This window comes from Sorangium sp. So ce726 (genome assembly GCF_051521405.1).
Classification (GTDB): domain Bacteria; phylum Myxococcota_A; class Polyangia; order Polyangiales; family Polyangiaceae; genus Sorangium.
Genome location: NZ_CP150349.1, coordinates 2,723,821 through 2,737,771, shown reverse-complemented (window position 1 = coordinate 2,737,771; position 13,951 = coordinate 2,723,821). Strand labels below are relative to the sequence as shown.

The window sequence follows — 13,951 nt, the reverse complement described above, 5'->3', positions numbered from 1 at the left end:
GCGAGCCAGGAGAGCGACACGCGGGTCGGGCTCGCGATTGCCGACTACGGCGCTGCCGTGTGCGGGGCGTGGCTCCCCTTCAGGGGCAGCCGCGCCGCGGGATCGCCGAGAAGCACATAACCCCGCAGATCGTTGCGCAGCATGAACGCGCTGCCGCGCTGCATGGGATCGACCGGGGAAGGCCGGTTCCACACGCGCGCGTCCTCCTCGGCGTGGTAGCCGGCGAGCAGCTCATCGTTGACCTCGCGGTAGGAGCGCATCAGCGCGTCGAGCGCCACGCCGGCGCGGCTGCCCCGGGCCATGGCCTGGATGCTGCTGAAGATCCGGGAGGCGCGGCTCTGGGTCATCCTGCTGGGATCGACGAAGCCGAAGGTCCAGGCCAGATCCAGATGGGCTATCACCGAGAGCGGCCCGTCTGGATTCCGTAGCGCGGCCTGCGGCAGCGCGGCGAGAAACGGACGCTCGCCGCCCTGAGGCAAGCTCGCCAGCACCCGCTGGACCTGGCCGCTGTAGGCGCCCTCGCGCGTGAGGAGCGAGAGCCAGGGATAGAACGCGCTCTCCTTCGGCGTCCCGGCTCCGAAGCAGGCGAGGCAGAACCACAGGCCGCCTGGGAGGAAGGGGGCGTGTTGCAGCATGTCCGCCGTGAGCAGCGGCGCGGAGCTGCCATGTGCGCCCACGAGAAGCGCCCCCTGGAGCGCGCGCTGCTGATCGACGGAGGTCCACCCGCCGCGGGGCCGGCCGAGCCCGTGGCTCACGGACAGGAGCACGGAAGGCCTCGGCGTGCTCCCCGCGCGGACGAGATCGTCAGCGCTGTCGGCGCCGGGGATGTCGATGACGTTCGCGGCCGGGAAGGGTCGCCTACCTTGCCTCTGCGCCATCGTGACGCAAGGCTCGATGAGCAGGCTGCGGCCGAGCTGGGTAGCGGCGGTGCCGTCGCCCGCGACGAAGAACAGCGCGTCGGGCCGGTCGTGGCCAGAAGGCTCCTTGGCCCAGCGCACCACCTTGTCTGCGTACGCGGCATAGCCGCTGGGATCCGGCTTGCCGTCGGCGCCCGCAATGTGGAGACGGCCGACGAACGCGCCGTTCGCGAGGACGTGCTGGAGCTCGGCGGAGACGCCGTCGAGATCCCCGAGGAGGAGCAGATACCGGGGCCTCTCCTCTTCCGGAATGGATTCGTCGCGCAGCACGTCGGTCTTCCAGCGGAAAGCTTCCGCCATGCCCATTCCGGGCTCGACGCGGTAGGGTGTCACCGGCGCGCCTTGCTCCGCCTCCCGGAGCCGGAGGAGCGGCGCGATCGCCTCGAGCGCCTCGTCGCCCAGCGCGCCTTTGGGCGCGATCACCGACCAGCGCTGGAGGGCGAGATCGTTGGGATCTGCGTCGGGCATCTCGCGCGTGAGCGCGTCCACACGACGAGACGTCTTCTCCGGCCGCGGCGCAATGCCCGCCGCGACCTCGGGCAGGCCCGCCGCGAGGGTGGGGCGGAGCTCGGTGGCGTCCGCGAGCAGGAGCTCCAGGGTGCTGGGGAGGGCAGCGCTCATGGCATCCGCAGGGTGCCAGGGGCATGTGGGTAGGTCAATGCGCGGTGGGGGTGTGATTCAACCTCTCTCTTCGCGCCACGCTCTATCCTGTGTCGCGCTCTGCTCGGTGTGCTCGGGGGCCGGGCGAACGGCCTGGATCTCGTGCCGTGCGATCGCGAAAGGCGCTCGCCCTTCCCCCTCGGCGACGAGCACATCGTTGACGCGGAGTTCGAGGATGCGGACGCGCTGCGCTCGCGACCAGGGCTCGGCCCAGCCAGGCGCCGCGCCGATCACCAGGTCGATGGGCGTGCCCGTCTCGCTGGCGCTCTTCAGCTGCTGGTAGAGGCTCACGTCGCCGGGCAGCGCCCACTCGGTGGTCAACCCCTCGTCGATGAAGCCCCAGCGGAGCCGGACGAAACCTTGGATGACACCGTAATGGTAGAATGCGTACAGCGCCTTGACGTCGCTCTCGAGCCGGCGCGCGAGCTTCGAATGGTCTCCTTCGACCAGGTAACCCGCCACCTTCTCGAGATCGCCGAGCGGGCGGCTGATTCCGGTGGTGCCGGCGATGAGGAGCTCCGGCGTGATCTCCAGCGTGCGGCCCGCTCGGTTCAGCCGTCTCGACTTCTTCGGCGGCCTGAGGTCCACGACGCGGCGCCGGTCGGCGTCGAGCCCGAGCGCGCGCAGCGTGTCTCGGATGTGGAGGCCGGCGATCACGTCGAACCGATCGAGCACGCCGGCGAGCTCTGCGATGTCGCGGCCGATGAAGACCCGGATCGATCGCTGGCCGACGTCGAGCACCGCCGCGGCCTGCGGTTCCTCCGCGAAAGGCACCACGCGAACGATGGCACGGCGGGCCGTTCGCGCGATCTCGGCGTCGCGTCGTGCCTCCGCGTCGAGCTCCGCCCGCCGGACCGCGATTCGATCCGCGGACGCCGCGCGCTCCGCCCGCCGGATGAGCTCCGGCTGCGACAGCTTGCGGATCGCCCGCCGCATCGCGGTGAGGCCGGGCGCGAGCGGGTCGAGCGTGAGCCGTCCGCCGTCACCGAGGAGGAATAGGTCGCTCTTCTCTGGCCCGTTGGTTTCGCGGAGCGGCGTTCGGTGTCTCGTGATCGCCGCGAGGAAGGCCTCGATCTCCTCCGCCGTCATCGCCGTCTGCCGTGCGTCGAGCACGGCCGCGGCCTGCCGGACCCAGGAGAGGCTCGTCATGAAGCGATCGCGGAATGCCGCGTCGAGCTCCTCGGCGGACAGCGGGACGTCGTCGCCGGGCGCAGGAGGTGTTGGCGCGGGGGGCGGCGGCGCCGCGCGTTTCTCGATCAGGCCGGTAGCCCGCACGATCATGCGGAGCGCAAAGGCGTCGAGATCGAGGCCGAATTGGCCCGTCGCATCGCGGTACACCGGCGCCATGCCGTGCCACGCCTTCCTGAGCGAATAGGCGAGATCGCCGGTCTCCGCGACCACGCCCGCCGATTCGAGGCGCTCCGCGATTTCGTCGAGGGTCATGGGGGCACCGCGCTCGAGGAGGGTGACGATCATGAGGTGGAACAGCTTCGCCGTCCCCTGCGCTGCGACGTCGTCGACCCGTGGAACGGCGATGCCCAGACGTTCGCAATACCTGTTCTGCACCGGGGTCATGGCACCTTCCGGATGGGCCGTGGCACGCGACATGTCGCTCGATCGATCGGACGGAGCTCGGGTTTCCTCGTGATTCTCGTGGTTCGGGGCTTCGGCCTCGGCATGGGTGCGCAGCCTACCGCAAGACCCGAGTCGAATGGCCGGCAGCAGGCGTGAGAAAATCGTGAGCGAAAAGGCAATGCGCGCTGGATGCGCCGGTGGCATTCCGATGAGCCGTATCAATTTTCCATGGGATCGGCGCGACGTATGGGGGTGGGGTTCCGAACGGGATGCGCGCTCGCGGGTGGCCGTTGCGTGGGCGTCGTCGTGGATGGCGCGCTCTTCAGCGCTGCCGCTCGACGCCCCGGTAGATCGAGGCGGCGTCCTCGCCCCCGGCTTCCAGGAATTTCTCTCCCTGCATCCTCGGCTCGAACCAGACGGTCATCACGCCGGCCACGTGCCCGGCCCGGTCGACGACCGGCGCGCCGCTGAAGCCGCGGACGTCGACCGGCGGGTCGATGTCGTAGCGGAAGCGATGTCCGTTCCGCGCGGTGACCTTGCCGGCATAGACGTTCTGCTTGCACGCCGCCTCGTCGTAGGGACAACCGACGAGATAGACGTCCTCGCCGACCTCGACCGGCCTCTGACGCAGCCGCATCGGCGTTGCGGGGAGGGGCTTCCCCCTGTCCTTGAGGGTCAGGATCAGCCAGTCGAGCCTCGGGTTGTCGAGGCCGTCGGCGGCGACCTTGCCTGCCTCGGCGAGCTGGTCCGGGAGCGTGCGCGGGAACAGGCGCCAGGATCGGATGGCGCCGTCGAACGCGGCCACCGAGACCTCGGGTTCCACGCCGCCGTTCTCGCCGATGAGGTGCTTGGCGGTCGCGGCCAGCGTGCGCCCGTCCTGGGTCTTGATGAGGAAGGCGCTCGCGCCTTGGAGAGGGCTGCTGCCCTGAAACTCGGCGCGATTCGTCAAGACGAGCTGAGGCCATTCTCGTGGCGGCCGGGACGCCCACGGCTCGGCCGGGGGAGACGGGGGCGCCGGCCGAGGGGCGGGTTGAGCCGACGGCGGATCGCTCGGGGTGGGTTCGGAGCGCTGGCACGCCGCGGCCATGAGGAGAGAGAGGGCGATCGAGAAGGAACGAGGATTCATGTGGTGATCCCTTCGGCAGCTGCCGAACGTCAGGTATCCCGTAGGCCTGGTGCCACGACGGGGCTCCACCGTGCCACTCTTAGACCACTACAGTCCACATTTGACTCGAAGTCACAAGCTGAGCAACAGACGGCGAAGCCCGCTCGTCACACTCAGCCACGCATCGTCTTCGTTAGGCCATTTGGCTATGAACTGACCATTCTCGGGGAGCGGCTGGAGTGCGCCGAGCTGAGACTCTCGCCAATCCGACGGCCGCGCAAGGACCGGGACCACCACCGGCGCTCCACTCTCGCGGCTGCGCCTCAACGCACGCTCCATCTGTTCAACGCACTCGTCGTGTGCTAGGAACGAGGCGCTGACGAGGCACACGACGATATCGGCATGATCCAGGCGCTCCGTTAGGGTATCGGCGATTGGATGGCCAGGCAGCACATCTTCGGGGCGGAAGGTTTCGATCAGCCCTTGTCGGTGTAGAACACTCAGATTAATGCAGAGTTCGTTAGCATATTTCAGATCGGCGGGAGCATAGCATACGAAGAGTCGGCGCGGAGGGGTCGCTGTCTCAATCTTATCCGCCCCGGGCAGCGCCGGATGCTGCCATGCCCAGCGAAGCGGGGCAGGGCCCGGGGCCTCGGAGGCCGGGGCATCGACCAGCGCACCTACAGAGGAGCCAGAACTTGCGACTGGCGGAGGCGTTGGCGAATCGCGAAGCTCCATCCGCGCAAGCCGCCGGCCGAACAGATCGTCGAGGCCGCCCTTCAAAGTTCCTGGCAGAAGCACGTCGGCCATGCGCACGAGCGCCCCCTGATGTGTCTGCACCTGCTGCCATACCTTTAGATAGAGGGCCTCGGCGACGCGCTCTAGATCAGCGCGACAGGAACCGCACAGGCGCACGATGGCGGTCTCGCCTTGTACGCGGTACTCGGCCACATAACAATCAGTATCCCGGCCGAGTACGCCTACGATCATCCCTTCCACAATCATTTTGTCGAAGGCACTCAGCCGCGTGTCGAAGCACAACAACAGCCCCTCGCGCTCGCCGGCCAACCGGTCCTGCGCTGCCCTGGGGAAGGTCTCCAAGGCGATGATCTCGATGCCTCGTCTGTAGAGGTCGACAAGCAGGTCCGGTGTGAAGTCGCTCCGCTGATAGGTTAGAGCATCGATGCGCGCGTCAGCCAGATCCGCGCCTTCGAGCGATGCCTGCACCAACACAGTGCCACGGAGGTCTGCTCCACGAAGGATGGCGCCACGCAGATCGGCACCGCCGAGGTCGGCGTCGGAAAGATCGATCCCCTCCACATGCGCACGGGTAAGACGAGCGCCTCGCAAATAAGTGCCACGTAGACGCATCCCTCCAAGGCTCAGGCCGGCGGCATCGCCCTTGGCGAGGAGTTGCTGCACCGATAGGAGACGCATGTGGCCCGGATCGAAACGCGCCCACTCGAGCTCACGCGCACCGCGAAACCGTGTGCGCCGAAGTCGAGCCCCCCGAAGATCAGCCCCACGTAGGCAAGCGGCCTTGAAGTCGGCGTTCCGCAAGTCTGCCCCAGCAAGGCGGGTGCCTCCAAGGCATTCGAGGTCGATTGCGAGCTGACGGGCCCAAGCATGGTGCGTGGCACCACGCAATGCTCGGCGACGTACCGAGAGGCCAACGACGAGCTGAAACGTCGCGCAGATCACGGCAATAGACATCGACGTGAATGACAAATAAGCCCCGAGAGAAATAACATCGTCATCAATGAGAATAAGCACACCGAGAGCGACAGCAAAAGCGAAAGCGCCAAAAAAGTCACCGGCCACCGTAATAACGCCAGCAATAGAGAATACGCACGCCAAAGCCAGAACAACGAGGAATGCGCTGAAGCTCTGCCCAACGAGAACGACAGCGACAGCGACGGCGAGCGCGAGAGCGAAAGCGCCAAGACCGCGGCGAATAAGCACAACGTGTGCCAAAGCAAAGAGTGTCGCAACAAAGAGACCAGGGAGCATATGCTCAAAGGTGCTGATGTCCAAAAAGGAGCCGATAGCGAGCCCGGCAAAGGCCATCATGAACCCGCTCAGCCCTGCTGCGATCAGCTGTGCCCCATGGCGCAGTACGACGGCATGCGGCCGAGGGCCCAGCCGAGCCTTGCGATAATTTGCCCCTCGGAAGTCTGCACCACGTAAATCGAGCCCCCTTAGATCTGCACCTATCAGGTCTGAGCTCCGAAAGTCGCGCTCCCCACGGCCATAGCGCTGCCTCAGCTCGGCTCCAGTCATAAAATGCAGCCTACACGTTTCCGTGAGAGCTCGGTTCTTGAATCGTGGAACCGCAGGTGCGCAGTGTCGGCAGCACCGGTACGCGCTTGCCCTAGGTCATCCTGAATCCAGTCAGAACGGTCCCTACAAAGTCGCGCCTATCGTGACGTTCGTCTCCGCGACTTACTCACCAGCGAGGACAGGCCGCCCCTTGCGCCCGGCCCTCAACCTAGTACAGCGTTCCCGAAGTTCGTACCTGGATCTGCGGTACACCAGGCCAGGCCCTCGCGATGGCTCGCAGCCCGAGCGTGGCGAGCCTACACGCGACGCATTCCGGTCTACGGGGCGGGTTTGCCGGTTCATCCACGATCGCCTGCGCTTTTGAATCCATCAGCACGGGGCAGGTCCCACGCGCGTAAGTGCCCCGAGCTCGCGCAAAAGCCGTTCTGTTGCCCGCGTCGCTGCGCCAGAAGCTGCAGCACGCGGCGCGCTCGCCCAAGACCCCGCAGCGCGATGCGCAGCGTGCCCGGATCGCGCTCTTGGCCGACGAGGGCTGGAGCAACGAGCGGATCCAGCTTGATGTAGGCTGCGACATCAAGACGGTGCGCAAGTGGCGCAACCGGATCGCGGCGTTTGCTGACGAGGCGGTGCTGCAGGACAGGATGCGCAGGGGCCGACCGCCGCGCGTGGCCACCACAGTGCACTACGACCTTATCAAGTTGGCCTGCAGTCGCCCCGATGAGCACAAGGTCCCGTTCGAACAGGTCTGGACTCTGGAGCGGCTGGCGAAGGCCCTGAAGCTCGAGACCAAGGTAGAACTGAGCCGCACCGAGATCTGGCGCGTGCTGCGGGGAGCAAGCCTCCGACCGCATCGCGTCCGGCTGTGGCTACACAGCCCGGACCCGCATTTCCGCCCCAAGGTCGAGGCGATCTGCAAGCTGTATTTGGAGCCTCCCGCAGGCGCCACCGTGCTCTGCGTCGACGAGAAGACGGGCATGCAGGCGCTGAAGCATCGGTTCCCCATGCAGCCGTGCCGTAGCCGAAGAGCCGCGCGCAAGGAGTTCGAGTACCAGCGCCACGGCACGCGCACACTGATCGGGGCCTTCAATATCAAGACGGGCGAGGTGGTGTCGCGCTGCGGACCGACACGCACCGCCGCCGATCTGCTCGCGTTCATGGACGAGGTGGCGGAGCGCTACCCCACGGGCGACGTCTATATCATCTGGGACAATCTCAACATTCACCACGGCGCCAGGTGGAATCAGTTCAACGCGCGGCACGGCGGACGCTTTCACTTCGTCTACACGCCCATCCATGCGTCGTGGGTCAATCAGATCGAGCTGTGGTTCAGCATCCTGAGCCGTCGGGTGCTCAAGCACGCCTCCTTCGCGTCCGCCGAGGAGTTGAGCCGTTGCGTGCTCGCCTTCGTGCGCCACTGGAACAAGCACGAAGCCCGGCCCTTTCGCTGGAAGTTCCGCGGCCAGTGGAGGGCGACCTTGCCGTCCTACGCCGCCTGAGCTTCCGTGCGGTCCGATGTCGAAGCCGTCCGCCTCCCCGGAGCACGCCGCCTCCGTCCGCGCCTACCTCGCAGCCGAGGGAATGTCCCATCTGCGGGCCCGCAAGTACGGGCAGCTCGTGATCATCGAGTCGGGTCCTGGAGCGGGCCCGATAGCCCACGCCAGGCTCCGCCGTGACACTGTCCACCTCTGGACGCTCGAGATCGCAACCCACACCGGTAGGTGGGAGAAGACCGGCTTCCGCGGCCCGTGGCAGGACTTGCTCAAGCTGTTGATGACCGACTTCCCCTGGACGCTCGCGCCGATCGAGTAACTCGCTCCGCGGCGTTGTCCCGCGACGAGCTCGCTCCGTTTCAACGCCCGGCCAGCCCGGCTCGCGGCCGGGTGGCACAGCGCCGATCCAGGGACGAACTTGGGGAACGCTGTACTAGGACGGGTCCGCCCTTCCTTGAGCCGCGCGAGCCCGACGCGGCCAGAGGGTGCGATCGGAAGCACGCGCACCGCGCCGCGCACCTCGCAGGGCTGCCACGGCTCGGTGGTCGTGACGCCGCGCACGGGCAGCAGTTCCGGCGAGATCCCCTGAAAACGCATCGCTTCGCCTGGCGCCGCGAGCGCCTCCCAGGGGTCCTCTTGGAGCTCGGGATCGCGCACCACGAGGCGCACAAGGAACGGCCCACCCGCGGCCTCGCCAAAGCGCACCCGGAGGTCCGCGATGCCGTTGCAGAGGACGGCGCGATAGATCGCCTGCGCCGTCTCGACGCGCGCCCCGAACGGCCGCCCGCGCGCGGCTGCCTTGCGCAGCGCGTCGCTGAAGCTGCCGAGGTGCTCCGCCCCCAGCTCCGGGCCGAACGAGCGGGCCGTCGTCTGCTCGCCTCGGCTGCCTCGAGCGGAGGCCTGCACCTCGCGTCCGGCGCGGTCGAGCACGATCTCCAACCATGGGCTGGGCGCCCCGGATCGCTGCATGCCCATGGAGATTACTACGCTCGGCCTCGCCCGCTCCCGCGGGCAGCACCGAAGTTCATCCGCGGCGGAGATCACGCCCGCTCCAGGGCACCGTCACGTCGAGCCCATTACCGTGAGGTCACTGCCGCAACGCTGCACACCGGCACGGTAGCAGACCGCAGGCCGGGTGAGCTCCACGAGTTCATCGATCAGGCCCGCGCCTTCAGGTTCGCTTTCGTGCAGAGAAAGCGCCTTTGCGGCTCACGGCAGGTCGACCTCGGCGTAGAACGGAACGCGGCCGTACGAACGCTCGCAGGACTCGTATCCCCGATGCGCGTCTTCGTCGCTCTCGCCGAGGTAGCTTCGGCGCATTTCAGGAGAAATGCAGTCGCTGGTGGCAGCGCGAAGGGCCTGCCGAAGCGCGCCAGCAGAGATGGCCCACACCCGCGCCGTCTTGTCCGAAGTGGTGACCACGCGCTGCCCGTCGGCGCTGAACGCCGCCGAGAGAAGCGAAGCCTCATGGCCCCAGAGCACGATAGGCGTCCCGCTGCCGTCCGCGTTCCACACCCGCGCCGTCCTGTCGTGCGAGGCCGTCACCACCCGCTGCCCGTCGGCGCTGAACGCCGCGAAGCTGACTCCTGCCTCGTGGCCCCGGAGCACCACCGGCGCCCCGCTGCCGTCCGCGTTCCACACACGGGCCGTCTTGTCGTGCGAGGCCGTCACCACCCGCTGCCCGTCGACGCTGAACGCCGCGGAGAGCAGCGAGCTCTCATGGCCGCGGAGCACGACGGGCGCTCCGCTGCCGTCCGCGTTCCACACCCGTGCCGTCTTGTCCCACGACGCGGTGACCGCCCGCCTCCCGTCGGCGCTGAACGCCGCGGACCAAACCGTGTTCTCGTGGCCCCGGAGCACGACGGGCGGCGCCTGCACGCTCGTCCCGCTCCCGGTACCAGCGGAAGGCTTTGTGGGCTTCGCGCTCGGCCTCGGGCGCGAAGGGGGCGTCGAGCCACATCAGCCCCGCGCGAAGATGCGCTTCCGGGCGTCCTCCCAGGGGATCGGCTGGGTGCGTCCTGCGCGGAGATCCGCGAGCCGGCGCAGCGCCTCCTCGGTCCACGCGCGCTCGATCTCCTCGGGCGGCTCCTCTCCCACGCTGTCGAGCAGGCGGAGCGCGATGAGGCGCCGCTCGCTCTCGGGGAGCTTCAACGCCTCCTCGAGGAGCTTCTCGGCCGGATTGCTCATGGAACGCAGCGTAGCAGCGCCGGCCACGCTTCGGGAGGTTCAGAGCGGCCGAGCTGAGCCCCCGCGCAGCGTGGCGAGCGCACACGCCGCACGTCGCAACCTGGGACGCGCCCCGGCCTCGACCCCTCGGGGGCGCTCCACGTTCCACCGCGCAGGGGTCCCAGCCCTCCCGCGTACGCCCCGCGTTGGGTAGTGGTCCAATTTGAACATGAAGGCGGGAAGGCGGGAAGAGACCATGAATGATCTTCCCGCCTTCATGTGGACTCTCTCTGGGCAAAGTTGACCACTGTACGCCATCGAGCCGGATGGGCCTCGGCCGATCGCGAGCATGGGCGGGCGCTGATCGCTCGCCGAGCATCCACCGCGAAGCACGACCTGGCGGCGCGCCGAGAGCGCTCACGAGGCGCTCCGGTGATCTCCCGAGTTTCCGTCGCGTGTCGTCCAGCGGCTCGGGGGGGCCTCGTGCAAAGGCGATTGACCCGGCTCGGCGCCTCGACTCCGATGCGCCGCCATGACTACCGCCGTGACCCCTCTGCAGATGCTCGCCGGCACGAACCACTTTGGCAAGGCGCAGCCGCACTGGAACCTGCTTGGACCGCCCAGCGAGGGCATCGATCGGGAGTTCTCGGCACGCGTCGAGTTCGAGCGCGAGTTCAATAGCCCGCCGGTCGTGCACATCGGCATCGCCGGTCTGGACGTGGAAGGCAGCGACGCGGTGCGCGTGCGCGTGCGCGCGCGCCACATCGATCGCGCCGGCTTCACGGTGCTGCTCAGCACCTGGTTCGGCAGCCAGGTGCACGGCGTCGACGTCAACTGGATCGCGCTCGGCACCTGAGCCGACGCCCCTCCTCCGGACCGCACGATATGGCTCGCTCTCCCAGGGGCTGTCACCGACGCGAGCGCGCTGTAGAACATGACATCCCGCCGTCCGCGCGCTCCGTGCTAGAGCGCCGCCCGTCGTAGGCGTGCTCCCCGACCGGCCCGTCCCCGCGTCCTTCTACGACCGGCGTGTCCCGCAGCTGCCCGATTCGCTGCCGGGCGGCCGACCGGTCGATGACATCCGGGGCGCGGGCGCGCGGTTCGGCTGCGCCCCTCGCCCGCGCTTTCAGGTTCGATGTCGAGCAGGCACCTTTGCGGCTCACGGCAGGTCAACTTCTGCGTAGAACGGGACCCGGCCGTACGAGCGCTCGCAGGACTCGTAGCCCCGACGGGCGTCTTCGTCGCTCTCGTCGAGGTAGGTCCGGCGCATTTCAGGAGAAATGCAGTCGCTGGTGGCGGCGCGAAGGGCCTGCCGAAGCGCGTGGGCAGAGATGGCCCACACCCGCGCCGTCTTGTCCGAAGCGGTGACCACGCGCTGCCCGTCGGCGCTGAACGCCGCCGAGAGAAGCGAACCCTCATGGCCCCGGAGTACGATAGGCGTCCCGCTGCCGTCCGCGTTCCACACCCGCGCCGTCCTGTCGTGCGAGGCCGTCACCACCCGCTGCCCGTCGGCGCTGAACGCCGCGAAGCTGACCCCTGCCTCGTGGCCCCGGAGCACCACCGGCGCCCCGCTGCCGTCCGCGTTCCACACACGGGCCGTCTTGTCGTGCGAGGCCGTCACCACCCGCTGCCCGTCGACGCTGAACGCCGCGGAGAGCAGCGAGCTCTCATGGCCGCGGAGCACGACGGGCGCGCCGCTGCCGTCCGCGTTCCACACCCGCGCCGTCCTGTCGTGCGAGGCCGTCACCACCCGCTGCCCGTCGGCGCTGAGGGCCGCAGACCAGACCGGCGCCTCGTGGCCCCGGAGCACGACGGGCGTACCGCTGCCGTCCGCATTCCACACCCGCGCCGTCCTGTCGTGCGAGACGGTGATCACCCGCTGCCCGTCGGCGCTGAACGCTGCAACTCTGACCCAGTCCTCGTGGCCCCGGAGCACCACCGGCGCCCCGCTGCCATCCGCGTTCCACACGCGCGCCGTCTTGTCGTTCGAGGCCGTGACCACCCGCCGACCATCGAGGCTGAACGCCGCGAAACCGACCCCTGCCTCGTGGCCTCGGAGCACGACGGGCGCGCCGCTGCCGTCCGCGTTCCACACCCGCGCCGTCTTGTCGTGCGAGGCCGTGACCACCCGCCGCCCATCGATGCTGAACGCCGCCGACCAGACAGGGGCCTCGTGGCCCCGGAGCACGACAGGCATGCTGCTGCCGTCCGCGCTCCACACACGCGCCATCTTGTCGTTCGAGGCCGTGACCACCCGCTGCCCATCGATGCTGAACGCCGCCGACCAGACAGGGGCCTCGTGGCCCCGGAGCACGACAGGCATGCTGCTGCCGTCCGCGTTCCACACACGCGCCGTCCTGTCGCGTGAGGCCGTGATCACCCGCTGCCCATCGGCGCTGAACGCCGCGTATCCAACCCCGGCCTCATGGCCGCGAAGCACGACCGGCGTGCCGCTGCCGTCCGCGTTCCACAACCGCGCCGTCTTGTCGTGCGAGGCCGTGATCACCCGCTGCCCATCAGCGCTGAACGCCGCGTACCCAACCCCTGCTTCATGCCCGCGAAGCACGACCGGCGCGCCTCCGTCCTCCGCGTGGTCGTGGTCGCAACCGGTTTGCTCGTGCTCGGACTCGTCGGCATGAACAGGGCCATTCCGGGCACTCCCCGCGTTCCACACCCGGGCCGTCTTGTCGTTTGAGGCCGTGACCACCCGCTGCCCGTCAGCGCTGAACGCCGCGGAGCTCACCTCGTCCTCGTGACCCCGGAGCACCACCGGCGCTCCGCTGCCGTCCATGTTCCACAACCGCGCCGTCTTGTCGTTCGACGCCGTGACGACCCGCTGCCCGTCAGCGCTGAACACCGCAGAGCTCACCGCGCCCTCGTGACCGCGGAGCACCACCGGCTTTCCGCTGCCATCCGCGTTCCACAACCGCGCCGTCTTGTCGTTCGACGCCGTGATCACCCGCTGCCCATCGGCGCTGAACGCTGCGGAGCTCACCGCGCCCTCATGGCCCCGGAGCACCACGGGCGTGCCGCTGCCGTCCGCGCTCCACACCCGCGCTGTCCTGTCGTGCGAGCCCGTGACCACCCGCTGCCCATCAGCGCTGAACGCTGCAAACACAACCGCGTCCTCATGGCCTCGGAGCACGACGGGCGTACCGCTGCCGTCCGCGTTCCACACCCGCGCCGTCCTGTCGTGCGAGGCCGTGACCACCCGCTGCTCATCGGCGCTGAACGCCGCAAACACAACCGAGCCTTCATGACCCCGGAGCACCACGGGCATGCCGCTGCCATCCGCGTTCCACACCCGCGCGGTCTTGTCGCTCGAGGCGGTGACGATGCGCCTCCCATCGGGGCTGAAGTCGGCAACCAACACGTCGCCCCGATGGCCGCGCATCGTGAGCATCGAAGGAGCCGAGGCCAGCACATCACGTGTCAGATCCGTCCAGCCACGTACTCCGTCCGCGTCCCTTACCTCGAGCAGCAGCTGCACCGCTGACTCCGGCTGGTTTCGCGCCAGCAGCTCACGAGCGCCAGCCATCAGCGAGGAAGCTCGCGCTCGCGCCGCCTGGGCCGCCGCCTCTCGCTGCGCATCCTCCGCCCTTCGCGCTGCAGCCTCCGCATTCCGTGCCGCGCCCCGCTGCTCCAGCGCCCAGGCGACGAGCACCACCATCACCACGGCCACCGCGGCAGCAACAGCCGCAATCGCCACCAGCCTCCGCCGCGACACACGCTCCCGGGCCACCCGCCGCTCCTCTTCC

Annotated in this window: 9 protein-coding genes and 2 pseudogenes; 2 read left to right on the top strand and 9 right to left on the bottom strand. The window is 68.6% G+C overall.

Going from position 1 to position 13,951, the window contains the following annotated elements; translation table 11 throughout:
• Nucleotides 1–44: 44 nt before the first annotated feature.
• From WME79_RS10460 to WME79_RS10440, 5 genes and pseudogenes are all read right to left on the bottom strand, one after another.
• On the bottom strand, nt 45–1,538 hold the full coding sequence (locus tag WME79_RS10460) for a hypothetical protein (RefSeq protein ID WP_437534575.1): 1,494 nt from the start codon (nt 1,536–1,538) through the stop codon (nt 45–47).
• A gap of 57 nt (nt 1,539–1,595) precedes the next feature.
• Nucleotides 1,596–3,185, bottom strand: coding sequence for a hypothetical protein (locus WME79_RS10455; RefSeq protein WP_437534574.1), 1,590 nt, complete (start codon nt 3,183–3,185; stop codon nt 1,596–1,598).
• Between the two features lie 289 nt (nt 3,186–3,474).
• Nucleotides 3,475–4,278: a S1 family peptidase gene (locus tag WME79_RS10450; RefSeq protein WP_437534573.1), complete on the bottom strand. Its 804-nt coding sequence runs from the start codon at nt 4,276–4,278 to the stop codon at nt 3,475–3,477.
• A 111-nt stretch (nt 4,279–4,389) separates the two neighbouring features.
• Nucleotides 4,390–6,327: a toll/interleukin-1 receptor domain-containing protein gene (locus WME79_RS10445; RefSeq protein ID WP_437539814.1), complete on the bottom strand. Its 1,938-nt coding sequence runs from the start codon at nt 6,325–6,327 to the stop codon at nt 4,390–4,392.
• Nucleotides 6,328–6,426: 99 nt separating this feature from the next.
• Nucleotides 6,427–6,537 (bottom strand): annotated as a pseudogene (locus tag WME79_RS10440) (pentapeptide repeat-containing protein); the annotation flags it as partial.
• Between the two features lie 428 nt (nt 6,538–6,965).
• Between WME79_RS10440 and WME79_RS10435 the strand changes: the two are divergent.
• Nucleotides 6,966–8,033 carry an IS630 family transposase gene (locus tag WME79_RS10435; RefSeq protein ID WP_437523247.1) on the top strand — a complete coding sequence of 356 codons (1,068 nt, stop codon included), beginning with the start codon at nt 6,966–6,968 and terminating at the stop codon, nt 8,031–8,033.
• A gap of 63 nt (nt 8,034–8,096) precedes the next feature.
• On the opposite strand, the gene WME79_RS10430 is transcribed toward WME79_RS10435, so the two are convergent.
• The 3 genes from WME79_RS10430 to WME79_RS10420 all read right to left on the bottom strand — a co-directional run bounded on the left by WME79_RS10430 (nt 8,097) and on the right by WME79_RS10420 (nt 10,214).
• Nucleotides 8,097–9,002: a hypothetical protein gene (locus tag WME79_RS10430; RefSeq protein ID WP_437534572.1), complete on the bottom strand. Its 906-nt coding sequence runs from the start codon at nt 9,000–9,002 to the stop codon at nt 8,097–8,099.
• A 234-nt stretch (nt 9,003–9,236) separates the two neighbouring features.
• Nucleotides 9,237–9,905 carry a WD40 repeat domain-containing protein gene (locus WME79_RS10425; protein WP_437534571.1) on the bottom strand — a complete coding sequence of 223 codons (669 nt, stop codon included), beginning with the start codon at nt 9,903–9,905 and terminating at the stop codon, nt 9,237–9,239.
• 81 nt (nt 9,906–9,986) lie between these two features.
• Nucleotides 9,987–10,214 carry an addiction module protein gene (locus WME79_RS10420; RefSeq protein ID WP_437534570.1) on the bottom strand — a complete coding sequence of 76 codons (228 nt, stop codon included), beginning with the start codon at nt 10,212–10,214 and terminating at the stop codon, nt 9,987–9,989.
• Nucleotides 10,215–10,725: 511 nt separating this feature from the next.
• Here WME79_RS10420 and WME79_RS10415 point away from each other — a divergent pair.
• Entirely contained in the window at nt 10,726–11,049 is a 324-nt protein-coding gene (locus WME79_RS10415; protein ID WP_437534569.1) for an H-type lectin domain-containing protein, read from the top strand.
• 303 nt (nt 11,050–11,352) lie between these two features.
• Here the strand turns inward: WME79_RS10415 and WME79_RS10410 are convergent.
• Nucleotides 11,353–13,587: pseudogene (locus tag WME79_RS10410) on the bottom strand (WD40 repeat domain-containing protein); the annotation flags it as partial.
• Nucleotides 13,588–13,951: the final 364 nt, after the last annotated feature.